The sequence below is a fragment of the Bacteroides sp. M10 genome (assembly GCF_014334015.1).
In the GTDB taxonomy this organism is placed as follows: domain Bacteria; phylum Bacteroidota; class Bacteroidia; order Bacteroidales; family Bacteroidaceae; genus Bacteroides; species Bacteroides intestinigallinarum.
Genome location: NZ_CP060488.1, coordinates 51,173 through 78,113 on the forward strand (window position 1 = coordinate 51,173; position 26,941 = coordinate 78,113).

A 26,941-nucleotide genomic window follows, 5' to 3' on the forward strand; every position below is an offset into this window, starting at 1 on the left:
TTTCTAACTGATTAAAAAGTAAACTGAGCACCAATATTAATAGCACGCTGTAGTGGATAAGCACTATAAGATAATTCTGGATCCCAAAGTTTAAATGGACTCCATACTGCCAAATTATCTCCACTAAGATAGATACGACAGAACGGAAAAGAATATCCTAACTCCAACGTTTTGAAACGTAAAAAATTACCATTACGCATCCAAAAACTACTAGGCTTCATATTATTAGCTATTTGAGAATTATTGACCCCCAATCTGGGATAAGCAGCTTCTTGATTAGGATTAGCTTCCGACCAATAATTATCAGCTATAAATTTCATCAGATTCCTGTCCTGGTTCCCTACATCCGAACAGAACGGAGCAATGTTGTCTATCATCAGTGTACGTTTGGCGGAACCATTGAAGAAAACACCGAAATCAATGTTCTTATATGTCCAGTTCAGACCAAACCCATATTGGATGCGGGGTATTCCCCCGTAGCGTGATAACATAATCTGATCTTCGGTTGTAATAGTACCATCTCCATTCACGTCCCTGTATTTTATATCACCAGGCATTACTGTACTCCCCAAATTCTTTTGTGAAGGACTATTACGTATATCATCCTCATCCTTAAACAACCCATCTGCAATATAACCATATGTGCAAGATAGAGGCTTACCTGTTTTCGTTTGCCATACATAAGGATAATCCGGTTCATCATTATACACATATTTATTTTGTGTATATGTAAAATTACCACGTAAATCCACAAACATATCCTTTATTATTTCTTTCTTCCAGTTCACACTTAATTCAAAGCCTTTATTATCAACTTTCCCGATATTACTCCATGGAGTAGCATGAGCATATCCCATAATAACCGGCCATGAGCCACGCTTCTGCAAAATACGGTCACGCCGATCATGGAAATAATCGAAAGTGATGCTCACCTGATCAAAAAGATTCAAATCAACTCCAATATCAAATTTTTTAGCACGTTCCCACGAAGCATTCTCCACTGCATATCCTTCTATCCCCGGACCTCTTTTAGATATATAAACTCCATCATAAGGACCGGTAGAGAATATTCCGCTTCCATCGATATTAACATTATTAATATACAAAAAATGAGCGGCACCAGCCGAAAGTCCTGTTTCATCACTTCCTACAAGCCCATAAGAACCGCGAATTTTCAAGTGAGTAACAGCTGTTGAAAGGGGTTCCCAGAAGCTCTCATTGCTCACTACCCAACCTAACGACATTGCAGGAAAAAACTCAAATCGGTGTCCACTGGCCAAACGTTCCGTCCCGTTATAGCCAAAATTAAATTCAGCAAAATATTTATTCTGATAGTCATAAGTAAAACGTCCGGATAACCCTTGATTTCTCTGTGGCAATACATCACTACGATACTCACGCTGCATATACATTAACATACCGGAAACTGTGTGATCTTCACCAAAACGCCGATTATAGTTAACACGCGCATCAAAATAGAAAGTTCTATCAGAATAACGATTTATTGTCCCTTGCTTAATATAATCTGTTCCTTTCTGTAATAACTCAAGATAAAAAAACTCCGGATCAGAAGGATCCCAAGTATAATCCATCACTTTATAAAAATAAGGATCAAGTGTATTCGTGTATGAAGAACTGCTGTGGCTCTTCATATTCACAAGCACCGTTGCACTCAACCCTTTAGTTATGAAATCAAACTCCTGACTGATGCGCAAAGAAGCATTTATAGTCGAATAATTACTCTCGCTAAATGAACTCATCATAGCAGCATAAGGATTTATATTCACAGTTGCCCCAGTAAGTATCGAATTACCAAACCGAATGTGGTTATCGCCTTCTTCTGTCGGATAGGTGGCAGGAAAAGCCACCGGATTGGCATTATAAACAGCATTAAAAATATCAGTGGTAGAAATACCAGGACCTTTTTGGTTTCCAAACTGTGCATTCAGGTGCAAATCTACTTTTGTGGTAGAAGTAGGTTTATAAGATATGTTATTCTGAAAAATATAATTCCAATCGTTGATATTACTATCAAAAGAATAAGTACTCGGTACATCCAGTAAACCTGTATCATGATTTGCCTGAATTCCCATGTAATAAGTTACTTTTGAACCACCGCCCTGCATATTGATATTCGCACGTTGATTCATATTAAAATCCTTAAACATCAGACCATACCAATCTACATTCGGATAAACATAGGGATTTATCCCATTCCGGGTATACTCTATAACTTCATCAGAATATTTTGGAGTAGCTGATGGAGTACGTGTAGTCAAAGCTTCATTATACAAATTCATCCACGTAGGACCATCTACATACTCCACCCGATTCATCGGCTTTACAAAAGAATTCTCTACTGTTACATTAATTCTTGTACGAGTATTCTCCATCCCTTTTTTAGTAGTAATCAGCATCACTCCATTTGCACCACGTGCACCATAAATAGCAGTGGCAGAAGCATCCTTTAAAATTGAGAAACTTTCGATTGATTCAGCAGGAATACGATCCAAATCACCTGCCGATATTTCCACATCATCCATAAGAATTAACGGAGTAGCCCGTCCACCAAAAGTTCCAACTCCGCGAATATAAAATTCAGATACAGAACCCGGTTCTCCACTAGTAGTGGACGAAATAACTCCTGCCAATTTTCCTGCAAAATTACTCGTTAAAGAAGAGCTGGGAGCTCGTAGCTCCAATCCTTTTACAGTAGCAATAGAGCCTGTCACAGACACTTTTTTTTGAGTTCCGGCACCCACAACTATCACTTCTTCCAATTCATTGGAAGAGCCCATTTTTACCTCAATAAATCCCAGATCTCCTACAGGAAGCAAGCGTTTATCGTAACCTATATAAGAGACTTCTAATATACTTTTATTCGTACATTCCGGAAGAGAGAATTTTCCGTCCAAGTCTGTTATTACTCCCACGTCTTTTCCTCTAATCTTAACACTGGCTCCAATCAATGGCGTATTATCGGAACCATCCGTCACTATCCCACTGATTGTTCTTACATCGTCTTTCTTATTATCTTTCTTGCTTTCTCGGATAATAGCAAATGAATTTCCACTTCTTCGATATGTCAATTCTGTAGATAAGAGTATCTTTTTCAGGAAAGCTTCAACAGGCATTCGTTTTACGGAAAGAGTTATTTTTCCAACCTTCGCTAAATCTGTGTCACGATAAGTAAATCTGTATACAGTCTCCTTTTCAACCTGGTTTAAAACATGCTGTATACTTGTGTTTTTCACAGACAATGTTATATACTCATTTTTATCCTGTTGCTGTGCAAACAAGCTCAATGGAATAAAAAATAAAAAGATATAAAACAGAATTAAATAATTATTGCTACTTTTGTAGAAGTTGCATTTAAAAGAGTTACACTCTTTCTTGACATTTTTCATTATAATTATCATATAAGGTTAATACTAAATAATACTCACAATTGTATTAACTAGAGGGGAACCGTCAGTCTGCCAACTTTTCGGTTCCCTTTTTTATGGCGCTCTTTCTTTCATCTGATTTAATTTAAAGTTACTACTCTGATTTAATCACTATTTTATCATCCTTTACCTTAAAAGTAAAATCATAATGCATTTGAAGAATTTTTAATACATCATAAATATTATCTTCTTTAAAGCTTCCGGTAAATAAGTCCAAATTATATTTATTCTCTAGTATTTCGATTTTCATTCCATAGCGTTTCTCTAGTTTCTTCATTATATCCGAGAAACAAGTTGAACGGAATACTAATTCTCCTCTCATCCAAGCTGTTTCAAATTCGCCAGATGTTGGTGAAATATATAATGAATCATTCAATTTACTATAAACAACCTTCTCATGTGGCTTCATTACAACCGCATGAGCACGATTACCTGTAGTAGTCAGCTTGACACTTCCCTCTATCAGCATCGTTTCCACATGTTCCTGTTCAGGATAAGCACATATGTTGAATGTAGTACCTAGTACTTCAATATTCACATTCTCTGTATGTACATAAAATGGTTTCTTTACATCTTTGGAAACTACCAAATAGGCTTCTCCTGAAAGATATATATTTCTATTCTTCAATCCAAAATCAGAAGGATATGATAGAGAAGTAGTAGCATTCAGATAAACTTTCGTACCGTCTGGTAATGTCAATTCTGTTTTATCCCCACTCTCTACTTGTACCATCAATTGAGAATTCAACAAGCTGTTTAGTTTTTCATTACTATAATAAAAATAAATTTGAGTACCTAACAAAATCGGTATGACAATTGCAGCCGCAATTTTGAGAAAAGTATACAGAAAACGAGGCCGGCGGGAATAAGGAGTCGGACTTAGTTTTTTCATAAAATGACCAACATCATCTGGTACGGTAACCAATGTATCATAGTTTTCCCAAACATCCGATAACGCTCGTGCCAATTCTTCATTAGACATCTTTGCAACAGAGTTCTTTAATTCCTTACCTTCTTGCGAGGTGATAGAATTACGCACAAATTTTTCTAATAGAGTATGTGTCTTTCTTTCCATATGTTAACTGTTTCTATATAGTTAATACGAAACTGCTAATATAATCTACTATGGAAAAATGAGTTTTTTTTATCAACTAAAAAAAAGAGTGAAAAAGAAGAGAAGAGTACCTTTTATTTCCTTCTTAAGAAGTCTCAAGGCAGTAGAAAGTTGATTATAGACCGTTTGTTCACTTATTCCCAATTTGCTAGCTATCTCTGAAGAAGTTAATCCTTCCTCTTTACTCATTTCGAATATTTCTCGTTGCCTCGAAGTTAATTTATCCTTTGCCCGATTTAATTCTTCTACAAAAAGATCAAAATCCAATTTTTTTTCAATCTCAGTAGGAGTACTTAATACTGCCTCATCACAATAATTCAGATAATCTTCAAAAAGAGGTTCATTAAGACGCTTTCGGAATTCATCTATGATCAAATTTCGAGATATTTTGAACAAATATGATTTAAAAGAAAGATCTGGATCAATAAATTCTCTATTGATCCAGACTTTTATAAAAGTATCTTGAACAATACTACCAGCCAAATCAGCAGAACGTGTCATTCCTAACACAAAGCCATACAGATTCCCTGCATACATTTTATATAATGCATCAAAATCACGATATGAACCTAAACGTAGCCTTTTTAGCTGATCTTTATCCATGTTATCTATATTACTGGAAATGTGATATTATTTAATAGTCACCATCGTGGCTCCAAACCCATATTCCTGGAAAGAAGCATCCTGATAACGGCAATTACTATATTTCCGTTTCAATTCATCAACGATAGCTTTCCGAAGCACACCATCTCCTTTGCCGTGAATAAAGACAATCTTCTGCTCACGTTTGTTCTTATAGACTTCCATCACTTCGCGAAACTTATCCAATTGATAATTCAGTATTTCAGCATTACCCATTCCTTGAGTATCATCCAGTAGAGAGTCGATATGAAGATCTATTTCAACAATCTCACTCTTTCCACCATGAGCGTGATTCGGTTTCACAATAGGTTGTGATCTGGGCTTATCGACAGATTTCTTCTGCAGCAAAGCCTCTTGAAGCTCTTCTGCCGAAACATATACTTGTTTGGTAGGCATATCATCTTTCACAATGTCATAAATCAACGCCGGTTCTTCGAAGAAATCAGAATCGCTAAAGGTATGAAGTTTATAGAACTTCACGGTATCAATCCGTATTTCCACACTGACAGCCGGTTTGATAGCCGCAGGCTTACCATCCTTGAAAGCAATCAACTGAACGGCCACCCGCTCCATATCATTCAGTACATCTTTTGTGAACTCCTCCAACAGCAATTTCGTATTAGGTTCCACCAACCCGTGCGAACGGTTCTTCCAGGCTTTTCCTTCTGCACTCAAATAAGTGTAATACAAATAATAATTGCTATCATTTACCAAATAAGTTTCGAAAGGAGTAGTCATCATAGCCTTTGCATCTTCAGGCACATAAGCCAGAAATACATTCAGCGTATCTCCTCCCTTCACTTCCGGCTGGCGTTGAATGACGGGCATCTCCGGTTTTACCGGTTTAGCAGGTTCCTCTTGTTTCGGAGCAGAAGAAGTCGGTTTACGCTTCAAATTATAGTCATCCGTTTCAATCACTACACACTCACGTATCGGCATCGGAATATCAAATCCATCCGCATCTTCCACCAACACAAAATCCTTTCCCTGGAATCCAGTGACGATTCCACCGCCTACCTCACTAAGAAAGCGTACTTTATCTCCTATTTTCATTGTTGTATATCCAATTAAAATTCAAACTCAAAAAAACGAGTAACAAAGATAAAGATTTCTATGAAATTAAATGGTGATTCGGTTCTAAAAACAAATCGCCTGCCTTTATTCCTCTTTTTATTATAACTTTGCATCCGAAAAGCCCAACATATTACTCAAAACTTACTATTAACGACAATAACCGATGAAAGAACTTATAAAAGTCATAGCCTTCGATGCAGACGATACTTTATGGAGTAATGAACCGTTTTTCCAGGAAATAGAAAAACAATACGTAGACATGTTAACGCCTTATGGCACTTCCGAATATATTTCAGCCGCTTTATTTCAAACGGAAATGAATAACTTGAAAAATCTCGGGTATGGTGCTAAGGCTTTTACCATTTCTATGGTGGAGACAGCATTGCGAATTAGCGGACAGAAAATTTCGGGCGCAGACATCCAACACATTATTGAATTAGGCAAATCATTGCTAGAAATGCCTATTGAGCTATTACCGGGAGTGAAAGAAACACTGAAAGTATTGAAAGAAAAAAAGCAATACAAATTAGTAGTTGCTACCAAAGGGGATTTGCTCGATCAGGAGAATAAACTGGAACGTTCCGGGTTAACTCCTTATTTCGACCACATTGAAGTTATGTCCGATAAAACAGAGAAAGAATATCAGCGTATGTTGAATATATTACAAATCGCTCCTTCCGAATTTGTCATGGTTGGCAATTCTTTGAAATCAGATATTCAGCCTGTTCTATCGCTGGGAGGGTATGGTATACATATTCCTTTTGAAGTGATGTGGAAGCATGAAGTCGTGGATACATTCATACATGACCATCTGATACAGGTGAAAAGAGTTGATGAGTTACTGACGTTGTTTTAAGTAATTTCTCTTCTTGATTACAACAGTTTCATCAATTCAGCAGCCCGGCATGCTTCTATCGAATTCCCGACAGAAAGTTTCTCCAAAATATTCTGTCGGTGCCGGTTGACTGTATTCACACTGATATAAAGGGTTGTTGCAATCTCCTTACTTGATAGTCCTTTACGTATACAGCGAAGTATTTCCTTTTCACGTTCGGACAATATATTACGATGTTCCTCCGATAAGAAAAGTGTTTCTACCTCTCCACGTTCCATGTGAGTAATGGTAGGGTATATACCTTGCTCTGTCCGTTGGTCTGCCGACAGGGAATAAAGACAAAAGATCAGCCATGCACTCCCCGAAGGAGTATTTTCCATAATCTGCACTAAGTTATCAATATACTGATACACTCCTTTCTCATTCATCATACGTATTCTGCATCTTCCCCGGTATTTCAACCGTTCATCAAAAGGCATTGCAAAGGTTTTCTGGAAAAACTTATATTCTAACAAACGCTTTTCTACCAAATCTTCGGGATGAATACGCCGATAAATACAATCTTCATCCATAGAATCAATTACACTCAAAGCAGCTTCTTCGGGAGTCAACCCCAAGAAATGTGCCCACGGATGAACGGCAATATAACTCTTCCTGTTCGAAAGATCTGAAATTACAGCACACCCGCCATTAATCTCTGTCAATGAATGAATAAAACGTCGATGCTGCTCTACAACCCCATTATCCAATGTTTCATCAGTGATCGGTTGCGTTGCATAAACTTCATCTATTTCCTTTTGTAATACGTCCATTCGATAAAATGGTTATTATTCAGTATTGTTACACACGGCGGCTTGCGCTATCTTTGCACCACAAAGATAATCAAATAAGAAATAATCATGAAATATTTAAAAATCAAAATCATGTCAATAGCCTTTATGGCAGTAGCAACTTCTTCTATGGGACAAAGTTTGAATAAAATGAACTGGCTGAATGAGCCTCAACAATGGGAAATAAAAGATGGTAAAACTTTAGTGATGGACGTTCCGGCAAAAACTGACTTCTGGCGGATTTCTCATTATGGATTTACCGTAGACGACGGTCCTTTCTATTATGCCACTTACGGTGGAGAATTCGAAGCCAAAGTAAAGATAACCGGCAATTACGTAACAACTTTCGACCAAATGGGATTAATGCTGCGCATCGACCATGAAAACTGGATCAAAGCAGGTGTGGAATATGTGAATGGCAAACAGAATGTGAGTGCTGTTGTAACTCATCGGACTAGCGATTGGAGCGTAGTGCAGTTGCCGGATGCTCCCCGTTCTATATGGATAAAAGCAGTCCGCCGCTTGGATGCAGTAGAAATATTTTTCTCACGTGACGATAAAGAATATATTATGATGCGCACTTGTTGGTTGCAAGATAATTGTCCTGTCATGGTTGGGTTGATGGGAGCTTGTCCGGACGGGAAAGGCTTCACCGCTACATTCGAAGAATTTAAAGTGACTCCACTAGCCGATCAACGAAGACTGGAATGGGCCAAGAAACAAATGAATAAATAGGTACTTCACATATATAGGTTGTTTTACCTGACTAAAGCATAGCTTTAGGGAATGAAAAGCATAGCTTTAGCCAGTCTAAAGCTATGCTCTTGAGAGTTAATAAGACATTTTTTCATATTATTTCCAAAATCGTATATACCTGTCCTTTTCACGGTTCAAAACAACTTCATCGACACAATCATCCAGACGGAACCATGAATGTTCTATGAACGAGCCTCCTTTTTTAACAGATTTATCCCAGTTTCCTATCACCTGCCCCTCATGAAGAACAATCGGATAAAACAGACCATTATTCGTAAATGCTTTTGCATAATGCTCTTTAGGCAAAACGTCTGTCCGATCTTTATACCCAAGCAAATACTCATCATAAGAAGGAAGAAAATGTAAACTTCCGGAGACTTTTCCGCGAGTCCGGCAATCTTCATGAATATACCATGTCTGTCCATTCCATTCTTCCGCAGTCAATTCTGAATCAATCAGATAGATAGCTTGCCGTGCTTCAGTAACAGGTAGTCCCGACCACCAGACAAAATCTTGTAAAATAGCGGGAGCATGACTCCGAAAATAGCTTCTGGCCAAACGAGCCAAAGATTCATCTTTTGTCAGTTCGGGCATTGGCGGAACACGTTCTTCCAAAAGTGCATACGTGCATTTACTTCCTTTATCTTCTCCACTACAGACAATACCTACCTGTTCTGCCCGCGCCATAAAGCGGGTCATACGATGATTATCCGCCACAATTCCCGAACGGCTAAAATGTTCAGCAATCTCCTGCCTTGTCAGACTCTTTTTTCCACTAAGAATCTTTTCCAGTAACCGATAACTTTTCGCATAAAGTTCTTCTGAAATATCCAGATCATGTCCTTTCGCATAAGATTCATTGGCAGCTATCACACGCTCGGCAGAAAGTTTCAACATCCATCGGATATCCTCTGCCGCTACCAGATGCCATGTCGGACGCATTACATGGGTCCGCAAAATCTCACCCTCGCGTAGTGCTTTCTCCACAGTCTGAATCGTTGCCGACTTCAAACGCATTCCTACTGCCCACTTTACCATGGAATAATTCTGTGCCTGTATGGCTCCCATCCATGACACAAGTTCCTTCGGTTGAGAGAAAAGAGGACTTAACAACTGTTGGTTGAGTAAACGTATATTCGATATTTTCATTTCAATTTATTACCTTTTTTATCAATATAAAACCAATGATCGCTTTGCCATGTCCAATGCTCCCCATAATCATCCATTGCCTTCTTTGCCCCGGTATAGGTCACTTCGGCCTTCCCGTCTTTAAAAGGAAAAACGAAAGCAAACTGCGGTTGGATGACGACATTCCCCAATGTATCGGCAAATCCCATCAGCATCTCATCGTTTATGATACGAAAAAGCCCTTCCTCTACATAGTCCGGCCCATTATCAAAGCTAAAGGTATAAAAAAGTTTTTCTCCTTTATTGTTGATCGTTGTCCATCCGGGGGTATGAGGTTCCACTACAAAACCGATATGCCGTATGGTATCACTCCCTCCATAATGATATTTACCAAAAGGAATCACCGTATCACCTCGTTCATTCAAATAACAGACAGAAGAGCCTAATTCCGGAAATTCTGTTGACGTATAAGCGATAAGGATTGCATGATCCGACTGTTTCTGACCGTCCAAACATCCAGTCGTAAAAATACAAAACAATAAGGCATACAAGGATTTTATTTTCATGAGCTTATTATTAGTATATTGCAAATATAAAATTTCTTTCCAAACAAACCATTGTTAATGAAAAGAATAAACTGGAAAAATCACTTTTATTCATCAACTAGAAGTTTTATTTCACTTTTTATTTCTTTCTTTGTAAGAACTACTACCAACAAAACGACTAACTCTTCAAAACACATTAAAATTAAGTGAAGTGGAAGAAGAATTCATCAAATTAATTACCCGGCATGAGGGGATATTACAGAAAATATGCAATATCTACTTTTATCAGCATCCATTTCGGGAGGATTACTATCAGGAAATATTAATCCGGTTATGGAAAGCTTATCCAAAATTTAAACGAGAAAGTGCCGTTTCAACCTGGCTATATAGAGTTGCTTTAAACGCTGCCATCGACCTTGTGCGAAAAGAGTCTATACAACCTGTCTATAAAGAGCTTTCAGCTCAAGAATATTCCATACACGACAGCCATTCAGCAGACAATTCCATGACAGATAAAAAGGAACAATTATATCAAGCTATCAATCAGTTATCCGATATAGAAAAAGCGATTATCATTCTCTATCTTGAAGGGAACGAGTATAAAGAGATTTCTGCTGTTATCGGTATTTCAGAAACCAATGTAGGAGTGAGAATTAATAGAATTAAAAAGCAACTTATTAAACTTTTGAAAGATGGAAGAGTATAATTTAAAAGAGTTTTGGCAAGAAATACATACAGAAACGGAAGTAAAACCTGTCTATGTAAGAGAAGTTATACGAAAGAAGCATTGCAATGTTATTTCCCAAACTATACATCGTCAGAAAATTCTGATCTGCTTATACACATGTTTTCTAGCTATGTCTGTGGCGACTAGTATTTGGGATATGTGTATAATAGGCAGTGCCTCTCTCTCTTTATGGACTGCAAGTGCTTTCTTGCTATTTTTATTACTTTCCAGTATCGGACACTATCAATTACTGATAAGATCTGCCGACTTATATTCAATAAAAGACTCCGGAGTTATGCTAAGAAAACGATTAAGACGAAGAATCAATATCGATTTTTCCATCTATTTGATATTCTTTTACGGAACAGCGAGCAGATTTATCATCCAATATTTCAAAGATTTCGAAGGATTAAAAGAGCTTTCATTTGTATTAATACTCTTCGTATGTATCCTTCTTACTATTCCCTGGTTAATGAGATATCAGCAAAAGCATCGATACAGATATTACCTCAACTCTCTTGCCAAGAGCCAAAACCAGTTGGAAGTCTCCGAATAAATCTCTACTTTTGTACTCCATAACAAAGAATATAAAATGATGCTCTATAAACTCATCCCTCCCTCAACGGTAACAGCAGCTATCCAGTTGCCGGCTTCTAAAAGTATCAGTAATCGTGCATTAATCATCAATGCATTGGGTAAAGGAACGTATGTTCCTGAAAACCTGTCTGATTGTGACGATACACAGGTGATGATAAAGGCTCTCACCGAAGGGAAAGAGATGATTGATATCATGGCTGCGGGCACTGCTATGCGTTTTCTTACCGCCTATTTAAGTGTGACTCCGGGAGAACGGACCATCACAGGAACAGCACGTATGCAGCAACGTCCGATACAGATATTAGTCAATGCTCTTCGGGAGTTAGGAGCTGAAATAGCGTATACCAACAATGAAGGGTATCCTCCTCTATGTATCAAAGGGGCAGAGCTGAAAGGAAACGAAATAACACTGAAAGGAAATGTCAGTTCCCAATATATATCTGCTTTACTGATGATAGGTCCGGTACTCAAAGACGGTTTGACGTTGCATTTGAGCGGGGAGATTATTTCCCGTCCATATATTAATCTTACATTGCAACTGATGCAGGACTTTGGAGCCAAAGCCGCATGGACTTCTCCAAGCAGTATTTCCGTTGCTCCACAACTCTACCAGAGTATTCCTTTCAAAGTGGAAAGTGACTGGAGTGCGGCTTCCTATTGGTATCAGATTGCTGCCTTGTCTCCCAAAGCAGAAATAGAATTGTTAGGATTGTTCCGTAACAGTTATCAGGGTGATAGTCGGGGAGCAGAAGTTTTCTCACGCCTAGGTATAACTACCGAATTTACATCGCAAGGTGTGAAACTAAAAAAAACAGGCAAAGCGCCGGAAAGGCTGGAAGAGGACTTTGTCGATATTCCGGACTTAGCACAAACGTTTGTCGTTACTTGCGCCTTGCTGAATATTCCTTTCCGTTTCACAGGATTACAAAGTCTGAAAATAAAAGAAACTGATCGTATTGCCGCATTGCGCACCGAGCTTAAAAAGCTGGGATATGTTATCGAAGAAGAAAATGACAGCATATTAATGTGGAATGGCGAACGATGTGAACCGGAGGAAATTCCGGTGATTGACACCTACGAAGATCATCGGATGGCAATGGCATTTGCTCCGGCAATTATCTGTCATCCTAATTTGCTTATTGCCGATCCGCAGGTTGTCACCAAGTCATATCCCGGATATTGGGAGGATTTGAAGCAGGCCGGATTTCAGGTGATAAACGAAGGATAATCTCCGGACATTGTGGAAGATTTCAATAAATATACTTCCCATATCAACTACTCCCCTATTGTAGATTTCGTATTGCAACAGGGGAAGCAGACCTATTATAAGAAAAGAGAATACTTTTCCCGTCAAGGAGAAGTATGTAAAACAATGGGGTTCGTCAGTTCCGGTTCTTTCCGGTACTGTTGTACTAACAGTGCAGGCGAAAACAGCATCGTAGGATATACTTTCGATCATTCTTTTGTTGGCAACTATCCGGCTTTTCAATTACAAGACAAATCCAATGTAGATATACAAGCTTTATGTGACTGCTCGGTATACGTAATCAATTACCAGCAAATGACAGAATTCTATGATACCAACGACGCTCACCAAAAGTTGGGACGCCGCATTGCAGAAACTTTGCTATGGGAGGTCTACGACCGGATGATTTCAATGTACAGCCTGACACCGGAGGAACGCTATCTCGAAATTATCAACCGTTGTCCCGACTTACTGAAACTGATTACTTTAAAAGAACTGGCTTCTTACCTTCTTATTCGTCCCGAAACATTAAGCCGTATCCGAAGAAAAGTCGTACAAAAGTAAATTCTTGATTTCAGTCAAGAGTTTATTTATTCCCTACCCCTACTTTTGCGGACAAATAAAGTATACGGTATTTCATGAAGAAAATTATAATTATAGGTGCAACCTCCGGCATCGGCCGTGGATTGGCAGAAATTTATTCTCAAGAAGATTTCCTTATCGGCATTACCGGCCGTAGAGAAAATCTATTGAAAGAGGTATGCGCCCGTGACGAAGACAAACTATTCTATCAAGTGTGTGACATCACCGACACGCAATCCACTATTTCATCCCTTGAGACACTCATTCAAAAAATGGGTGGAATGGATATACTGATTATCTGTGCCGGTACCGGAGAACTAAACCCTGAACTATCCTACCAACTGGAAGAACCCACCTTACTAACGAACGTGATAGGATTCACCAACATCGCAGACTGGGGATTCCGATATTTCGAACGGCAAAAAAGCGGGCATCTGGTTACTATTTCCTCTGTTGGAGGTACGCGTGGAAGTGGCATCGCTCCCGCCTACAACGCGTCGAAAGCCTATCAAATCAACTATATGGAAGGACTACGGCAGAAAGCTACCAAATCTCACTATCCTATTTATACTACCGATATTCGTCCCGGATTTGTAGATACTGCCATGGCAAAAGGAGAAGGATTGTTCTGGGTTACTCCTGTTGATAAGGTTGTGAGGCAAATAAAAAAGGCTATTTCTAAAAAGAAAAAAGTAGCTTTCATCTCTAAAAGATGGAAATATGTGACTATTCTATTTCGTCTTTTGCCATCTGCTATTTATTGCCGGATGTAAAGTTCTTCTTATTCGCCGTCTCTCCTATTTAAGAAAGAAACTTCCGTGAATTCTACCATCGGAAAACAAAGATTATCTACACAAATTCGCTATCTTTGCAAAGATAGTCTGTCAACAGGCCAATAAAGGGTTACAATTACCCCACTGGCTGATTGATACTATCTAAATAAAAACGAGAGCATATATGAATACTGATTTCATAAACTTAACAGCAGAAAATCTTTCCAATGAGCATTTATGCTGCATTATCCGTAGCAAGAAATCTCATCCGGGCATTGAAGCAAAACGGCAATGGCTTTCCGACCGACTGAAAGAAGGTCATGTTTTTAGAAAGTTAGATGCAAAAGCTACGGTCTTTATTGAATATGCTCCTCTTGAAACAGCTTGGGTTCCCATCATCGGTGACAACTATTATTATCTGTATTGTTTATGGGTTTTAGGTAGTCCCAGAGGGAACGGCTATGGAAGTTCGTTGATGGAATACTGCATAGCCGATGCTAAAGAAAAAGGTAAATCCGGCATTTGTATGCTTGGGGCAAAAAAACAGAAGAATTGGCTTTCAGACCAATCATTTGCAAAGAAGTTCGGCCTTGAGGTGGTTGACACTACCGATAATGGATATGAATTGCTTGCTCTTTCTTTTGATGGGACAACCCCGAAATTCACTCCAAATGCTAAAAGGCTAAAAATAGAAAGCGAAGAACTGACTGTTTATTATGATATGCAATGCCCTTATATCTATCAATACATTGAGATGATTAAACGGTATTGCGAAACAAATAATGTTCCTGTTTCTTTCATTCAAGTGGATACATTAGAAAAAGCAAAGCAATTGCCTTGTGTTTTCAACAACTTCGCCCTGTTTTATAAAGGAGTTTTTGAAACTGTGAATCTGCCAAATATCGACTACTTGAAAAGAATACTCAAAAAATAAGAAATACAATCCTGACACATTTTCCCGTTCATTATCAGGATTGTATTTTATCTATTTTTAAAATGACTTCTCATTCGCCATCTTCCACATATTGAGAAAAGATGCTTTGGTAATTTCCACTATTTTATCCCAATTCAATCGATCTGCATGATCGGAAGGTTGGTGATAATCAGGATGCCCATCGGTATGATACCAGATGATCGGAATGTCGACTTTGGCAAACGAACCGTTATCACTTCCTCCTATCGGTTGATCCCAGGCACGGTAATCTGGTTCCAATTGCAAACTGTATTTTCTGATATCCTCTTTTAGCCAATCACCGAAAGCCGGATGAGCGGCTGTATAGAAATAGACAACATGTTTAGGCTGTTGAGGTTTGTTATTACGACCAATCATGTCGAAGTTCAGATATCCTTTTATTTGAGACAGGAAAGGACAGGTCTGTACAAAATATTTAGAGCCTAGTAATCCTTTTTCTTCTCCATCCCAAAAGGCAAAGATTACATTCCTTTCGGGTTGCTGTCCACTGGCAAAAAAGGCTCTCGCTATCTGCAACACAGCCGATACACCGGAAGCATTATCATCGGCACCGTTGTATATTTGATCGCCATCGAGTGCAGGATCGATGCCTAAATGATCGAAATGAGCCCCTACAATCACATATTCTTTCGTGTTTTTACCAGGAATCATTCCCAATACATTCCTCATAGAGAGCTTCTGATGGACTTCCTGTTTCAGTTTGACAATGGAATCAGGATGTACTTCCAGGCGCCCTTTTTTCTGGCGTTCTTTGCGATAAGCATCAAAAGGCTGGAAATAATTGTCAGTCAAAGGTTGGATTCCCATCCATTGCAATAAAGAGGCAATATACTCCGAGGTCACACGTGAACCGTGAAAACCTGCCTCACGACCTTGCAACTCATCGCCTGCCAGAAAATTGATAGTAGCTTCGGCGGAGGAACGGTTGATCGTATTTAATCCTCTCTCAATAGGAGATTGGGCAAAAGCAATGTTTCCAACAAACAGAAATGCTAATAGTAAATAATTTCTCTTCATTATACTTCAAATATCTTAAGTCGTTTTTCATTTATTGATAAGGCAAAGTTCAATTCACCCGCCAATGTTTATTCTGTAGTATAGTCTCGTCACAATCTGCCGCTCCCGGATTATTCTTGTACATAATCACGTATTTATCATAATAAGCAGGATATCCTGTAATATCCGGCAAAGTATTAAAGATATTATTAAGTTGATCTTTATCCAATTTGTTATAACGGCAATCAAGCTTTCTCAATTCATTATTCATTGGGATAGACAAACTCTTTAATTGATTGTTATAACAATCCAAATACCACAGTTTTTTATTACCAGATGTATCAAGGTCTGTCAATTTGTTAGAGCTACAATATAATTCAGTCAATGACATTAACTTGTTTAAAAAGTCCAGTTTTCGAAATACACATCCTTCAATATGCAATACAGTAATCATATTATCATCATCTACTTCCAAAGCCGACAACTGCGGTGTACCGGTTAACTCTACCGTATGTAATGCTGGTAACTTTTTCAATGAAAGTGAAGTTATTCCATTATCTACACAATGCAACGAGGTCAAGAATTTACAATGCCCAAATTTGATTGAAGTCAGTTTCGGATTAGCGTATACCTGCACCGTTTTCAGATTCAGACACTCATCAAAATGTAATTCTTCCAAACCCTCCCAATTTCCAATATTCATATGTTCCAAATTAGGGCAGGAAGTATTCAAATCTAAGAAACTGCTTTCTTTTATACTATTTAATTCAATCCTCTTCATCCTGGGAAAATCCCCCAAATGCATATTACTTACCGACATCAACACACCACTAACACTGAAATCAGTCAATTCCTCTGCCCAAACCCTTACCGTGAAACTCCTCGAAGGCTTATATCTATATTGAATCGAAGCATTATCGGGATGTTCGATTTTTTGTAATCGTCCATCACCCCATTCGATAGCAATTCGTCCACCACCTGCATTCATTTCTATCACCTTCCATTCACCGCTAGCATCTACCGTGAATTGAATAGTATTTGCATCTGTCAATTCAGGAATCTCGAAGTCGTCCCCAAACACACTTTTGTCTTCACTGGAACAGGAAGAGAATCCTAATAACAAGCATACTCCTATCAAGCTAAATAACAATTTCTTTTGTTTCATCACGTATGAACTTTAGGTTAGTAAGATACAAAAGTAAGAAAAGAAATAGATAGCCTAACATGATAGAATGCAAATTTATAAGTAACTTTGCACAAATTTGATTCGTAATTGTTATATTGGTATGTGGATACTCATTATAAGTCTGGTACTGCTGGGTGTTATCGCGCTGATAGCCGGAATCATCCGCAACAAAAGACTAGAAAAGAAAATAGAAAAAGGCGAACTGGATCGTATGCCGGAAGTGAAGGAAGTAGATGTGGAATGCTGCGGACAACATGAAGTATGCGAACGGGATAGCTTGTTGGCCGCTGTCAGCAAAAAGATAGAATATTACGATGATGAAGAGCTGGACCAGTTCATTGGCAGACCTGGAAATGCATATACGGCAGAAGAGACAGATATGTTTCGGGATGTACTGTATACAACATTGGATATAGAAGTGGCCGGATGGGTACGTAGTCTTCAACTCCGTGGCATCGAACTGCCGGATGATCTCAAAGACGAGGTCTTTCTGATTATCGGAGAAAGAAGAAACGGAGAGAGTTGATAGGTGATAAATGATAGGTGAGAGATGATAGCCTGTTGTTTATTATCTAATCAAGGTCTTTAATTTTTAATCTTTAATTTTAAATTACTTGGATTTACTACAATATACATTCTTTCAACACGCCTTGTTGGGTAGTCTGCTGGCAAGCATTGCCTGTGGGATTATCGGTACATACATCGTTACCCGCCGCTTGGTGTTCATCAGTGGAGGAATCACTCATGCTTCTTTCGGCGGTATTGGGTTAGGATTGTTTGCCGGAATTTCCCCGATACTCTCGGCGGCTGTATTCTCGGTTTTATCAGCCTTCGGTGTGGAGTGGCTTAGCAGACGTAAAGATATGCGCGAGGACTCTGCCATTGCAGTATTCTGGACGTTGGGAATGGCACTCGGAATCATGTTCAGCTTTTTGTCACCCGGATTTGCACCCGACTTATCAGCTTATCTTTTCGGGAATATCCTAACCATTAATCAAATTGACTTATGGATGCTCGGCATATTGGCACTCATACTGACCGGATTCTTTTATCTGTTTATCCGCCCTATCGTATATATTGCCTTTGACCGTGAATTTGCACGTTCGCAGAAGATTCCGGTAGAGATATTCGAATACGTGTTGATGATGTTCATCGCATTGACTATTGTGGCCTGCCTGCGGATGGTAGGTATTGTGTTAGCCATATCTCTTCTCACCATTCCACAAATGACGGCTAATCTCTTCACTTATAGTTTCAAGAAAATCATCTGGTTATCCATCGGCATCGGTTTCTTGGGATGCTTGGGCGGATTGTTTATTTCTTATCATTGGAAAGTCCCCTCGGGAGCTTCAATCATATTCTTCTCTATCCTGATTTATGCTGTCTGCAAAATCGGAAAGAGTTGTTGCAGGAAAAAGTCATCATAATAGATATAGTATATGGAAATCAAAATTCAATCACTGGAAAGTATCCGTGAAGCAGCCCGGGAATTCATCGCTGCGATGGGCGACAACACTGTATTTGCTTTATACGGAAAAATGGGTGCCGGTAAAACCACATTTGTGAAAGCACTCTGCGAAGAATTGGGTGTAGCCGATGTTATCAGTTCTCCGACTTTTGCTATTGTCAACGAATACCGTTCGGACGAAACCGGGGAGTTAATCTATCACTTCGATTTTTACCGCATCAAGAAACTAAGTGAAGTGTACGACATGGGATACGAAGATTATTTCTACAGTGGTGCTCTCTGCTTTATCGAATGGCCGGAACTGGTAGAAGAATTACTGCCGGGTGACACTGTAAAAGTAACGATTGAAGAATTGGAAGACGGAAGTAGAGTGATTAAACTATGACCGGACAATATATCGTACAAGGAATCTTTGCGCTGGCAGGAACTGTCTCCCTGCTGGCGTCATTGCTTAACTGGGACTGGTTCTTTACAACACGTAATGCGCAAACCATTGTCAGAAACGTAGGACGCAACCGGGCACGACTCTTCTATGGGATATTAGGGATTATCATTATCGGCATGGCTATATTCTTTTTTGTAGAAACACGAAAAGCCATAGGATTATAAGTTCTATAAAAAAATAAACAAGAAGAAAAAGTCAGACTATTATTGATATTCATATTACAATAGTTGTCGTGACTTCATTTCCAGATACTTATTAATCACATCAATTGAAAGGTTGTCCGGCGTGGTTAATAAGGAATAGATTCCATGTTGTTTCAAAGTAGATACAATCAGCCGCTTTTCGTAAGCAAACTTTTCTGCGATCACATGACGATAGTAACTTTCCGTGTCTTTTGCGGGTTGAGCGATATATTCTTTCAGATCGACATCTTCGAAAAAGACTACGAGCAAACGATGCTGGCGGTTTAATTGTTTCAGATAAGATAATTGACGGTTCATACCTCCTATGCTTGAGAAGTTTGTGTATAATACTAACAAACTACGTTTGCTGACATGCTTGTTCAAATGGACACAAAGAGCCGAGAAATCCGTCTCTCCGAAAGTGGTTTGCTGACTATAAAGATTCTCCAGCAAGGTTTGCATATATCCCGGTTGCTTGGAAGCAGGAACAAAAGAATCAAAGTGCTCATCAAAAGTCACTAAGCCGGATTTATCTTCTTTCCGCATGGCAACATACGATAATACCAGCGAAGCATTAATCGCATAATCCAACAGAGTCATTCCCCGGAAGGCTTGCTGCATCACTCTACCTTTATCTATCACATTATAAATCTGCTGAGAACGTTCGTCCTGATATACATTCACCATAAGTCCATGTCGGCGGGCGCTTGCTTTCCAGTTAATCGTGCGGTAATCATCACCTTTTACATACTCTTTGATCTGCTCAAACTCCGTATGATGTCCTACCCGGCGAATACGCTTTATTCCCAGTTCAGTCAGATTATCACTTATTGCCAACAATTCATATTGATGGAGCATCAGATATGACGGGTACACTTTAATATCCAGAGGTTCCGCACAAGTATAACGTCGGGATATAAAGCCGATTTTTCCGGTCACAAAAACTCTGATATGCCCGAAAGAGTAAACACCACGATGAGTAGGGCGAAGATGATAGGTAACTGTTTTTCCCTCGTTTGCTCCAAGCTTCACCTGAAAGTCAACATCACGTTTCTGAAAGATAAAAGGAATCTCATCTATGATCTCTAAAGATACAGGATTCGAATAACTACTTTCCACCCGGATACTCACTTCATTTTCGTCACCATTGGAGAAGCGGTCGGCACACTGACGGAAAGCACGGATTCCACGAATGCGATAAAGAGAATATGCATCTGCCAGTACCACCAGAAGCAGGACAAAAAGAGTCCACTGCCCGATGACAAAGAACGGAGCAAAGACGTATCCGCTACCCAATAACAGGATAACTACGACAAGGGCAATATAGAAACGACGAGTTAAAAACATCTATTTCGGAACTTCCACTTTATCAATCAAACGCTGTGTCACTTTCACCGGAGAATAACCTTCCATTTCAGCTTCCGCAGTCAGGATCAGGCGATGCTGAAGTACATAGGGAGCAACAAACTTAATATCTTCCGGCGTCACAAAATCACGTCCCTGCAAAAGGGCATAAGCTTTCGACGATTGCAGCATGGCTACAGATGCACGTGGAGAGGCTCCCAAATATACGGCTTTACTGGTACGAGTCTGCTGCACAATCAATGCGATGTATTGAAGCAACGTTCGATCTACAAACACCTGATTCATGAAAGCACGGAGCGACAGCACTTCTTCTTTAGTAATGGCGGGAGTGATATCATCCAACTTCACCAATGCAGCATTCGTATGATGACGTTCCAGAATGTTCACTTCTTCCTCTAATGAGGGATAATCCATTGTTATCTTCATCAGGAAACGGTCGAGCTGTGCTTCGGGAAGTTTGTATGTTCCTTCCTGCTCTACCGGATTCTGGGTAGCCAGAATCGTATAAAGATCTCCCATCCGGTGAGTAGTTCCGTCAATACTGATCTGACGTTCTTCCATTACCTCAAACAAGGCGGCCTGTGTCTTGGCAGGAGCACGGTTGATTTCATCCACCAATACAATATCTGCAAAAATCGGTCCCTGATGAAAATCAAAGCCATTGGTCTTCATATTAAACACCGTCGTACCTAACACATCACTCGGCATTAAGTCCGGAGTAAACTGAATACGACTGAAATCGGCATCAATCAGACGAGCAGTCAAACGAGCCAACAGTGTCTTAGCAACACCCGGAACACCTTCTATCAATACGTGTCCATTCGCCAGAATAGCCGTCAGTACCAAATCGACAGTTTGCTCCTGTCCTACTATGACGGAAGCAATTCGGTCTTTCAACTCTTGTATCTTCTCGGAAAAGAGAGTTAAATCCACTCGCTGTTCTGTATTCTCTTCCATAAATTTCTTCTTTAGATATGATTGATTATTTCATTCATTTTATCAATATACACTTTCATCTGATCCGCATCAATCGTACGTCCTCCATAAATCACCGGGCGCACTTCGCGAATCAGTTTCGCAATCTCTTGTATATCCATTCCTGTTTTCCGGGCAATTCTGTTGAAAGAGCGTTCATCATCTTCCACTTCTTCAATATCTACCTGAATCTCCCTCCGAAGTTCTTCGGCCAAATAGGAAAACTTCTTTCGGACCAGATCCGCATGGTCTTTCTTTTGAAAGTAAAGCGTACCTATCAGTTCGGTAAATTCAAGAGATTTATTGGCCGGTTCCTGAATAACAGGGATAGCCCGTTGCCGCCTCTTCGCTGTGAATATCATGAAGAGTATGATGGTAATCATTGTCAGATATAAAGCCCAACGAAGCGGCTGATGTGCCAGAAGATAGCGGAAAGGTGATTGCTGCACCTGTGCCGTCTCCTTCATGTATCCCTCTGTACGAACTATGGGCAGCTTTCCCATCTGCGACAACAGACGGAAAATATAGGTTGCATTCTTGCCATCCAATATACCGTAATTGGTGAAAATCAACGGAGTGGAAACTAAAATGACCTCTCCTTTACCCCACTGACGGGACATTGCAACAGGCATATAAGTAACACCATCTGTTACCAGTGAGTCCGCCTCGGTTTCGTATTTAAATTCATTCGACTCAAGGACTTTTTGTGCCAGTACCCTTTCAGGAAGCGAATCTCCCCAGAAATAAGAAGAGCACAACTGGGGATAAAAATAAAAAGTCTGACGGGGATAAACCGCCGAATCTCCCACCCAGCACAGACTGTCTTTTAACAAGAATGAAGTTGCATATTTCTTCAAAGCCATCGGACTGAAGTAGGAATAATAAGACCTGAAGCTCAAAGTATCTTCCATATATCTGCCAAACAAAGTACTCACCAGCATGATCTTATCTCCGCGTTCCGCCATTTTCAACAGAGCATTTACATCAACATCCGACAATCGCAAATTATCAGAGATTACCAATATCCCTCTGCGCTGCGTCGTATCTTCCTGCTCCAACTGATAGAGACTTTTTTTCGAAAAGGTGTAGCCCTGTGGCAAAGAAGAGGACAACAGACTATCGAATATCGCGCATCCGAAAGGTTGCTCATCATAATGCCCGAAAGTGGGCTTCCACACAAAGTTCTTCGGCAAATGATATTCTATTGCAAACATAATGAATAGAAAGGCAACAATAAAGATAATAAACCAATGGCTTCCTTTCATGAGACGCCTCCTTTCTCTATTTCTCCCTGTAGAGACTGCATGGTTCGGAAGAGTTCTTCCGTCGCCTCAAAGTTACCATAACGTACCCGCAAGAAATGATTGGTCAGTTGCCGGAAAGCCGGCATCCGCACTTCATTGATATATTGGGTAGGTGTTTTATAAAGTTGCCAGTCAATACGTTCTGCGTCACTAAGTTGTTTCAAAGTTTGCAAATAAAGCAAACGTACCGCTTCCCGGTAATCCTGACGGGAAAGTGCCTCTGTAATACCTCCCGGAAAATCCACACCGTAAATTGTATCCTCTTCAATCGTATAAGGCAATGCATTCTTACGAGAGACCATAAACAATTCGGGACGTTTCCGGTAGACGAACCAAACAATCAATAGCAAAATAAGAATGGCAATACATATCAAGATAAGCCCTGAATACTCTTCAGCAAAACGACTGCCGAATATCTTACGCATCAATTCCCCAAACTGCCTGCTGATCCACTCAAAGACATTCATCTCCGGAGTCATCAATTCACGGTTATAGTTGTATGCCGGGTCAGACTGCCAAAGGGCAATCTGCGCCGTATCACAAACTAATGTATCAGCCGGGGAAGTGAGATTCATCTAGTTGAAGTCTGTTTTAGAGTTTGTCAAAATTATCAATATCACTTTCTACCGTTATGCTGTCTACCACTTCCGATGCATGACCGTACTGATAAACCAAGCCGACAATACTGAATATAGCCGACAAGTAAGAGCCATACAGCATCAGGATAGAGAACAAATATTGTGCGAAGTTCAGTCCGACCGATGAAGAGGTTGCACCTCCGTCACTCATAGTAAAGATCATTTTCACAATATAGATCACATACCATGGTATAGAAACAATTGTCTGCAATACGCTGGCAATGAGTCCCATTACAATTAATATCAGAAAAATTCCGCCCCAGGTTGCGAATCCCAACCGGAATGTCTTTGCAAATGCCTCGCTCAACGAAATATCTTCAAATAAGTAGATGGGAGACATTAATACCAAAGGTATCATAAATGCGAATAAAAGCGGAATGGTCAGAATGAGTGTGAAAGGTGTTAACACAGCCAATAGAACAACAAGGATCACCGCAAAGAAGAACAAGAAGCCACAAGCAATCCCCATCAGGAACAGCCTCTTGACATTACGGAGCAGCAACGGTTTTATATCGCCAAATACAATTCCGTTCAGGCGTTCTTCCCGTTCATTGTACAATCGCACCATCGCATAAATCAGGGAAGTCAGCAGCAAACCTCCCAAGCATGAGAAGAAAATCACTCCCGCATAATTCAATGCAAATGAAGGTCCCAGGGCAGCCAACGGATTCTCACCTATTCCTCCTGAAGTCTGCATGGCACTAAGATCTGTCATACTTCCCATTAAACCACTAAAGTTAGCAGCCTGAATTAAGCATATAGGGAGTATCAAATAAGTTGAATACTTAAACAATTGTTTCCAATTCTCTTTTATAAAATCAAAAGAAGCGTTCAACTTCTCACCGAAAGGACGTCTCACATACATCGCAATCTTAGGTTTCTGTGATTCCATGTTTTTTTCTATTTGGTAAATAAATATAGTAGAATATAATAAATGCCAGAGAAGTGAGTATCACACCGAGCCTCAACATATCGGGAAGTTCTGTATGACGGGTAATAAAACCTTCTATAAAGCCTGCCATAATGAATACCGGAACAGTGCCGATCACAATTTTCAAGCCTCGCTTCGCTCCTCTTCTGAAAGATTCCAGTCGTGAATACGTGCCGGGAAACAACCAACCGTTGCCTAAAGCTAATCCGGCGGCACCGGCCACGATGATCGCCCAAATCTCAAGCGTCCCGTGTAGCCAGATGGCAAGACTGGACTCCCATAACAAATCGTGCTGATAAAAGAATGTTTGAAAAGCTCCTACCATGATACCATTGGAAAGAAGCATATATCCTGTGCCGAAACTGGTCAGCAATCCCATGGCAAAGCAGTTGAAAGATACCATCACGTTATTAAGCGTAATGCCTAGAAACATCGGTACTTCAGAAGAGCCGTTATACACGGCCATGGGCTCACCATTGGCTATATTGTCGAGTGTCATATCTACATAACCGTTTCCTAATATCAGCCGGACAAAATCCGGATCATTCGCTGCAGATAATACACCGATTAATGCGCTGGCTACAAAAATCAGAAAGGAGGTCAGTAATTCGCGGCGTGCATCGTGCATGGTTCGTGGCACTTCCTGTGTCCAAAAGGTAATAATGCGTGTCCACTTCTCTCGTTTATTCCGGTAAATCTCGTTATGCAACGCCGAAGCCAGATTGTTCAGATAAATAGTAATACGGGAAGTCGGGAAATGTGTTTGAGCAAATGCCAAGTCAGCTGTCAAGTCCGTATATGCATCGGCCAGTTGATCGGGAGACAGACTCGCCGCCCACTCTACAATCTTCTCTGTCTCCTTCCATTTTTCAATGTTCCGACGAATAAACGTTACTTCTTTCATGCTTTTCAATAGATTTCGGATAAGTTTTGTCCGAAACCGGAAGCAAAAATAAGAGAATTATGATATATTTGCAACGGAATCCTAAAAATGTTTAACCTGAAATGGCAGAATCTACGATAATAACCGGACAATTCGTTCGTATCAGCCAAACGCCAGCCAGTATCGGCGAACGACTGATGGCTTTAATCATCGATTATTTTCTGATCGGGCTTTACATTTTGTCCACTGCCACTCTCTTATCCGAATTAAGTTTACCATCAGGATTCAGTTTATTCTTTTTCTTGTGCATCGTTTATTTGCCTATTCTCGGTTATTCTTTTCTTTGCGAGATGTTCAATCACGGACAGAGTTTTGGAAAGAAGCTCATCAATATCCGTGTTGTAAAAGTGGACGGTTCCACTCCCAGCATAGGATCTTATCTGTTACGATGGATTCTTTTCCCGATCGACGGTCCTATCACAAGTGGCCTGGGACTTCTGGTCATTTTATTGAATAAAAACAATCAACGGCTAGGAGATCTTGCTGCCGGTACGATGGTGATTAAAGAGAAAAACTACCGTAAGATACATGTCAGCCTGGATGAATTCGATTATCTTACCCAGAATTATCATCCGGTATATCCGCAATCGGCTGATTTATCACTCGAACAAGTGAATGTAATTACCCGAACACTGGAATCCAGTGAGAAAGACCGGGCAAGACGTGTCACGGCACTTGCCAAGAAAGTACAGGAATTGCTTTCCGTTACTCCTCGTGACGGTAATCAGGAAAAATTTCTTCAGACTGTACTTCGCGATTATCAATATTATGCATTGGAAGAAATATAGAAAAAGCACTAGTTTCCCTATAAAAAAGAGGTATACTCGTATGAGCATACCTCTTTTCTTAATTTTATCTGCAATGAGACCGGACGTCATTTTAGTCCACTTGTCCCAGAGAGTTTCCGTATTCCATCTCTCCCTGAACCACAAAGAGGACTTCTTCAGGATCATATTCTCCTACTTCATCCTTTTTGGCTTCTTTTACAATGTAAGCCACAACCTCTTCCAAATCGATGTTGACATAACCATCTTCATCGGGCTGAGCGTCGAGAATGCCACTTTCAGAGTAATACTCGTCGATTAAATCGAGAAAATAATACAATTCGTCGTCCGAGAACTTCTCCTTCAGTTCTTGAGGCAGATAGTTTTTGATAAACTCGATGGTCTTTTCGTCATCGGCATCTGCTAATAAAAAATCGTCTTCCAGTCCCATGGTAATTTAAGTATTAAGTAATAGG

Annotated in this window: 29 protein-coding genes; 13 read left to right on the top strand and 16 right to left on the bottom strand. The window is 39.8% G+C overall.

All coding sequences use genetic code 11. The annotated features are described in order from the left end of the window. Nucleotides 1-11 precede the first annotated feature (11 nt). The 4 genes from H8796_RS00215 to H8796_RS00230 all read right to left on the bottom strand — a co-directional run bounded on the left by H8796_RS00215 (nucleotide 12) and on the right by H8796_RS00230 (nucleotide 6,255). Nucleotides 12-3,338, bottom strand: coding sequence for a TonB-dependent receptor (locus H8796_RS00215; RefSeq protein ID WP_370449145.1), 3,327 nt, complete (start codon nucleotides 3,336-3,338; stop codon nucleotides 12-14). A gap of 202 nt (nucleotides 3,339-3,540) precedes the next feature. Then, entirely contained in the window at nucleotides 3,541-4,521 is a 981-nt protein-coding gene (locus H8796_RS00220; protein WP_117934290.1) for a FecR family protein, read from the bottom strand. A gap of 72 nt (nucleotides 4,522-4,593) precedes the next feature. Then, the gene (locus H8796_RS00225; RefSeq protein WP_117934292.1) at nucleotides 4,594-5,163 is read right to left on the bottom strand and encodes an RNA polymerase sigma factor; all 570 of its coding nucleotides are present in this window, start codon (nucleotides 5,161-5,163) and stop codon (nucleotides 4,594-4,596) included. Nucleotides 5,164-5,190: 27 nt separating this feature from the next. Next, nucleotides 5,191-6,255, bottom strand: a complete 1,065-nt coding sequence (locus H8796_RS00230) for a DUF2027 domain-containing protein (RefSeq protein WP_117934294.1) — start codon at nucleotides 6,253-6,255, stop codon at nucleotides 5,191-5,193. Nucleotides 6,256-6,439: 184 nt separating this feature from the next. Between H8796_RS00230 and H8796_RS00235 the strand changes: the two genes are divergently transcribed. Then, nucleotides 6,440-7,132: an HAD family hydrolase gene (locus H8796_RS00235; protein WP_117934296.1), complete on the top strand. Its 693-nt coding sequence runs from the start codon at nucleotides 6,440-6,442 to the stop codon at nucleotides 7,130-7,132. Between the two features lie 17 nt (nucleotides 7,133-7,149). Here the strand turns inward: H8796_RS00235 and H8796_RS00240 are convergent, their stop codons facing one another. After that, nucleotides 7,150-7,923 carry a response regulator transcription factor gene (locus H8796_RS00240; protein WP_008998911.1) on the bottom strand — a complete coding sequence of 258 codons (774 nt, stop codon included), beginning with the start codon at nucleotides 7,921-7,923 and terminating at the stop codon, nucleotides 7,150-7,152. Nucleotides 7,924-8,034: 111 nt separating this feature from the next. Between H8796_RS00240 and H8796_RS00245 the strand changes: the two genes are divergently transcribed. Beyond that, complete coding sequence (locus H8796_RS00245; protein ID WP_117934298.1) at nucleotides 8,035-8,676, top strand: DUF1349 domain-containing protein; 642 nt, start codon at nucleotides 8,035-8,037, stop codon at nucleotides 8,674-8,676. 117 nt (nucleotides 8,677-8,793) lie between these two features. On the opposite strand, the gene H8796_RS00250 is transcribed toward H8796_RS00245, so the two are convergent. Both H8796_RS00250 and H8796_RS00255 read right to left on the bottom strand, forming a co-directional pair. After that, complete coding sequence (locus H8796_RS00250) at nucleotides 8,794-9,846, bottom strand: winged helix DNA-binding domain-containing protein (RefSeq protein ID WP_117934300.1); 1,053 nt, start codon at nucleotides 9,844-9,846, stop codon at nucleotides 8,794-8,796. Then, nucleotides 9,843-10,391, bottom strand: a complete 549-nt coding sequence (locus tag H8796_RS00255; RefSeq protein ID WP_008998914.1) for a WG repeat-containing protein — start codon at nucleotides 10,389-10,391, stop codon at nucleotides 9,843-9,845. The genes H8796_RS00250 and H8796_RS00255 overlap by 4 nt, the downstream gene beginning before the upstream one ends. A 190-nt stretch (nucleotides 10,392-10,581) precedes the next feature. On the opposite strand from H8796_RS00255, the gene H8796_RS00260 reads away from it, so the two are divergent. The 6 genes from H8796_RS00260 to H8796_RS00285 all read left to right on the top strand — a co-directional run bounded on the left by H8796_RS00260 (nucleotide 10,582) and on the right by H8796_RS00285 (nucleotide 15,229). Then, entirely contained in the window at nucleotides 10,582-11,076 is a 495-nt protein-coding gene (locus H8796_RS00260) for an RNA polymerase sigma factor (RefSeq protein ID WP_117934302.1), read from the top strand. Beyond that, nucleotides 11,063-11,653 (top strand): hypothetical protein, encoded by a 591-nt coding sequence (locus H8796_RS00265; protein ID WP_117934303.1) that lies wholly within the window; start codon nucleotides 11,063-11,065, stop codon nucleotides 11,651-11,653. Before H8796_RS00260 ends, H8796_RS00265 begins: the two co-directional genes overlap by 14 nt. A gap of 39 nt (nucleotides 11,654-11,692) precedes the next feature. Next, a complete protein-coding gene (locus tag H8796_RS00270; RefSeq protein ID WP_370449146.1) occupies nucleotides 11,693-12,922 on the top strand; it encodes a 3-phosphoshikimate 1-carboxyvinyltransferase in 1,230 nt (409 codons plus the stop codon). A 12-nt stretch (nucleotides 12,923-12,934) separates the two neighbouring features. Continuing rightward, nucleotides 12,935-13,504 (top strand): Crp/Fnr family transcriptional regulator, encoded by a 570-nt coding sequence (locus H8796_RS00275; protein WP_117934307.1) that lies wholly within the window; start codon nucleotides 12,935-12,937, stop codon nucleotides 13,502-13,504. Between the two features lie 74 nt (nucleotides 13,505-13,578). After that, nucleotides 13,579-14,295, top strand: a complete 717-nt coding sequence (locus tag H8796_RS00280; RefSeq protein WP_117934309.1) for an SDR family NAD(P)-dependent oxidoreductase — start codon at nucleotides 13,579-13,581, stop codon at nucleotides 14,293-14,295. Nucleotides 14,296-14,479: 184 nt separating this feature from the next. Further along, the gene (locus H8796_RS00285) at nucleotides 14,480-15,229 is read left to right on the top strand and encodes an N-acetyltransferase (RefSeq protein ID WP_117934311.1); all 750 of its coding nucleotides are present in this window, start codon (nucleotides 14,480-14,482) and stop codon (nucleotides 15,227-15,229) included. Between the two features lie 57 nt (nucleotides 15,230-15,286). Here the strand turns inward: H8796_RS00285 and H8796_RS00290 are convergent, their stop codons facing one another. After that, nucleotides 15,287-16,285: a M28 family metallopeptidase gene (locus H8796_RS00290; RefSeq protein ID WP_117934313.1), complete on the bottom strand. Its 999-nt coding sequence runs from the start codon at nucleotides 16,283-16,285 to the stop codon at nucleotides 15,287-15,289. A 49-nt stretch (nucleotides 16,286-16,334) separates the two neighbouring features. Continuing rightward, nucleotides 16,335-17,429, bottom strand: a complete 1,095-nt coding sequence (locus H8796_RS00295) for a leucine-rich repeat domain-containing protein (protein ID WP_117934315.1) — start codon at nucleotides 17,427-17,429, stop codon at nucleotides 16,335-16,337. A 121-nt stretch (nucleotides 17,430-17,550) separates the two neighbouring features. Between H8796_RS00295 and H8796_RS00300 the strand changes: the two genes are divergently transcribed. The 4 genes from H8796_RS00300 to H8796_RS00315 all read left to right on the top strand — a co-directional run bounded on the left by H8796_RS00300 (nucleotide 17,551) and on the right by H8796_RS00315 (nucleotide 19,527). Next, entirely contained in the window at nucleotides 17,551-17,976 is a 426-nt protein-coding gene (locus tag H8796_RS00300) for a phospholipase (protein ID WP_117934317.1), read from the top strand. Between the two features lie 88 nt (nucleotides 17,977-18,064). After that, a complete protein-coding gene (locus H8796_RS00305) occupies nucleotides 18,065-18,877 on the top strand; it encodes a metal ABC transporter permease (protein WP_007757858.1) in 813 nt (270 codons plus the stop codon). Between the two features lie 12 nt (nucleotides 18,878-18,889). Beyond that, nucleotides 18,890-19,303 carry a tRNA (adenosine(37)-N6)-threonylcarbamoyltransferase complex ATPase subunit type 1 TsaE gene (gene tsaE, locus H8796_RS00310; protein WP_117934319.1) on the top strand — a complete coding sequence of 138 codons (414 nt, stop codon included), beginning with the start codon at nucleotides 18,890-18,892 and terminating at the stop codon, nucleotides 19,301-19,303. Continuing rightward, the gene (locus H8796_RS00315) at nucleotides 19,300-19,527 is read left to right on the top strand and encodes an immunity 17 family protein (RefSeq protein WP_117934321.1); all 228 of its coding nucleotides are present in this window, start codon (nucleotides 19,300-19,302) and stop codon (nucleotides 19,525-19,527) included. The genes tsaE and H8796_RS00315 overlap by 4 nt, the downstream gene beginning before the upstream one ends. 54 nt (nucleotides 19,528-19,581) lie before the next feature. On the opposite strand, the gene H8796_RS00320 is transcribed toward H8796_RS00315, so the two are convergent. Genes H8796_RS00320 through H8796_RS00345 form a run of 6 tightly spaced genes read right to left on the bottom strand, consistent with a single transcriptional unit; the run spans nucleotide 19,582 to nucleotide 25,662 of the window. After that, entirely contained in the window at nucleotides 19,582-20,892 is a 1,311-nt protein-coding gene (locus H8796_RS00320) for a DUF58 domain-containing protein (protein WP_117934323.1), read from the bottom strand. Beyond that, complete coding sequence (locus tag H8796_RS00325) at nucleotides 20,893-21,867, bottom strand: MoxR family ATPase (protein WP_117934325.1); 975 nt, start codon at nucleotides 21,865-21,867, stop codon at nucleotides 20,893-20,895. An 11-nt stretch (nucleotides 21,868-21,878) separates the two neighbouring features. Beyond that, on the bottom strand, nucleotides 21,879-23,150 hold the full coding sequence (locus tag H8796_RS00330; RefSeq protein WP_117934327.1) for a DUF4350 domain-containing protein: 1,272 nt from the start codon (nucleotides 23,148-23,150) through the stop codon (nucleotides 21,879-21,881). After that, nucleotides 23,147-23,764 carry a DUF4129 domain-containing protein gene (locus tag H8796_RS00335; RefSeq protein WP_117934329.1) on the bottom strand — a complete coding sequence of 206 codons (618 nt, stop codon included), beginning with the start codon at nucleotides 23,762-23,764 and terminating at the stop codon, nucleotides 23,147-23,149. Before H8796_RS00335 ends, H8796_RS00330 begins: the two co-directional genes overlap by 4 nt. A 16-nt stretch (nucleotides 23,765-23,780) precedes the next feature. Then, the gene (locus H8796_RS00340) at nucleotides 23,781-24,719 is read right to left on the bottom strand and encodes a hypothetical protein (protein WP_117934331.1); all 939 of its coding nucleotides are present in this window, start codon (nucleotides 24,717-24,719) and stop codon (nucleotides 23,781-23,783) included. Next, entirely contained in the window at nucleotides 24,700-25,662 is a 963-nt protein-coding gene (locus H8796_RS00345) for a stage II sporulation protein M (protein ID WP_117934333.1), read from the bottom strand. Before H8796_RS00345 ends, H8796_RS00340 begins: the two co-directional genes overlap by 20 nt. Nucleotides 25,663-25,763: 101 nt before the next feature. Here H8796_RS00345 and H8796_RS00350 point away from each other — a divergent pair, with 101 nt between their 5' ends. Then, nucleotides 25,764-26,489 (top strand): RDD family protein, encoded by a 726-nt coding sequence (locus H8796_RS00350; RefSeq protein WP_008998930.1) that lies wholly within the window; start codon nucleotides 25,764-25,766, stop codon nucleotides 26,487-26,489. Nucleotides 26,490-26,580: 91 nt separating this feature from the next. Here the strand turns inward: H8796_RS00350 and H8796_RS00355 are convergent, their stop codons facing one another. Beyond that, on the bottom strand, nucleotides 26,581-26,916 hold the full coding sequence (locus H8796_RS00355; RefSeq protein ID WP_004307939.1) for a hypothetical protein: 336 nt from the start codon (nucleotides 26,914-26,916) through the stop codon (nucleotides 26,581-26,583). Nucleotides 26,917-26,941 lie beyond the last annotated feature (25 nt).

What these genes read in the sequence shown, in the direction of transcription:
- H8796_RS00335 (WP_117934329.1), bottom strand. Translation starts at nt 23,764, where the DNA reads ATGAATCTCACTTCCCCGGCTGATACATTAGTTTGTGATACGGCGCAG.
- H8796_RS00325 (WP_117934325.1), bottom strand. Translation starts at nt 21,867, where the DNA reads ATGGAAGAGAATACAGAACAGCGAGTGGATTTAACTCTCTTTTCCGAG.
- H8796_RS00285 (WP_117934311.1), top strand. Translation starts at nt 14,480, where the DNA reads ATGAATACTGATTTCATAAACTTAACAGCAGAAAATCTTTCCAATGAG.
- H8796_RS00320 (WP_117934323.1), bottom strand. Translation starts at nt 20,892, where the DNA reads ATGTTTTTAACTCGTCGTTTCTATATTGCCCTTGTCGTAGTTATCCTG.
- H8796_RS00295 (WP_117934315.1), bottom strand. Translation starts at nt 17,429, where the DNA reads ATGAAACAAAAGAAATTGTTATTTAGCTTGATAGGAGTATGCTTGTTA.
- H8796_RS00355 (WP_004307939.1), bottom strand. Translation starts at nt 26,916, where the DNA reads ATGGGACTGGAAGACGATTTTTTATTAGCAGATGCCGATGACGAAAAG.
- H8796_RS00345 (WP_117934333.1), bottom strand. Translation starts at nt 25,662, where the DNA reads ATGAAAGAAGTAACGTTTATTCGTCGGAACATTGAAAAATGGAAGGAG.
- H8796_RS00245 (WP_117934298.1), top strand. Translation starts at nt 8,035, where the DNA reads ATGTCAATAGCCTTTATGGCAGTAGCAACTTCTTCTATGGGACAAAGT.
- H8796_RS00250 (WP_117934300.1), bottom strand. Translation starts at nt 9,846, where the DNA reads ATGAAAATATCGAATATACGTTTACTCAACCAACAGTTGTTAAGTCCT.
- H8796_RS00270 (WP_370449146.1), top strand. Translation starts at nt 11,693, where the DNA reads ATGCTCTATAAACTCATCCCTCCCTCAACGGTAACAGCAGCTATCCAG.
- H8796_RS00315 (WP_117934321.1), top strand. Translation starts at nt 19,300, where the DNA reads ATGACCGGACAATATATCGTACAAGGAATCTTTGCGCTGGCAGGAACT.
- H8796_RS00265 (WP_117934303.1), top strand. Translation starts at nt 11,063, where the DNA reads ATGGAAGAGTATAATTTAAAAGAGTTTTGGCAAGAAATACATACAGAA.
- H8796_RS00340 (WP_117934331.1), bottom strand. Translation starts at nt 24,719, where the DNA reads ATGGAATCACAGAAACCTAAGATTGCGATGTATGTGAGACGTCCTTTC.
- H8796_RS00330 (WP_117934327.1), bottom strand. Translation starts at nt 23,150, where the DNA reads ATGAAAGGAAGCCATTGGTTTATTATCTTTATTGTTGCCTTTCTATTC.
- H8796_RS00220 (WP_117934290.1), bottom strand. Translation starts at nt 4,521, where the DNA reads ATGGAAAGAAAGACACATACTCTATTAGAAAAATTTGTGCGTAATTCT.
- H8796_RS00290 (WP_117934313.1), bottom strand. Translation starts at nt 16,285, where the DNA reads ATGAAGAGAAATTATTTACTATTAGCATTTCTGTTTGTTGGAAACATT.
- H8796_RS00240 (WP_008998911.1), bottom strand. Translation starts at nt 7,923, where the DNA reads ATGGACGTATTACAAAAGGAAATAGATGAAGTTTATGCAACGCAACCG.
- H8796_RS00280 (WP_117934309.1), top strand. Translation starts at nt 13,579, where the DNA reads ATGAAGAAAATTATAATTATAGGTGCAACCTCCGGCATCGGCCGTGGA.
- H8796_RS00230 (WP_117934294.1), bottom strand. Translation starts at nt 6,255, where the DNA reads ATGAAAATAGGAGATAAAGTACGCTTTCTTAGTGAGGTAGGCGGTGGA.
- H8796_RS00350 (WP_008998930.1), top strand. Translation starts at nt 25,764, where the DNA reads ATGGCAGAATCTACGATAATAACCGGACAATTCGTTCGTATCAGCCAA.
- tsaE (WP_117934319.1), top strand. Translation starts at nt 18,890, where the DNA reads ATGGAAATCAAAATTCAATCACTGGAAAGTATCCGTGAAGCAGCCCGG.
- H8796_RS00255 (WP_008998914.1), bottom strand. Translation starts at nt 10,391, where the DNA reads ATGAAAATAAAATCCTTGTATGCCTTATTGTTTTGTATTTTTACGACT.
- H8796_RS00235 (WP_117934296.1), top strand. Translation starts at nt 6,440, where the DNA reads ATGAAAGAACTTATAAAAGTCATAGCCTTCGATGCAGACGATACTTTA.
- H8796_RS00300 (WP_117934317.1), top strand. Translation starts at nt 17,551, where the DNA reads ATGTGGATACTCATTATAAGTCTGGTACTGCTGGGTGTTATCGCGCTG.
- H8796_RS00225 (WP_117934292.1), bottom strand. Translation starts at nt 5,163, where the DNA reads ATGGATAAAGATCAGCTAAAAAGGCTACGTTTAGGTTCATATCGTGAT.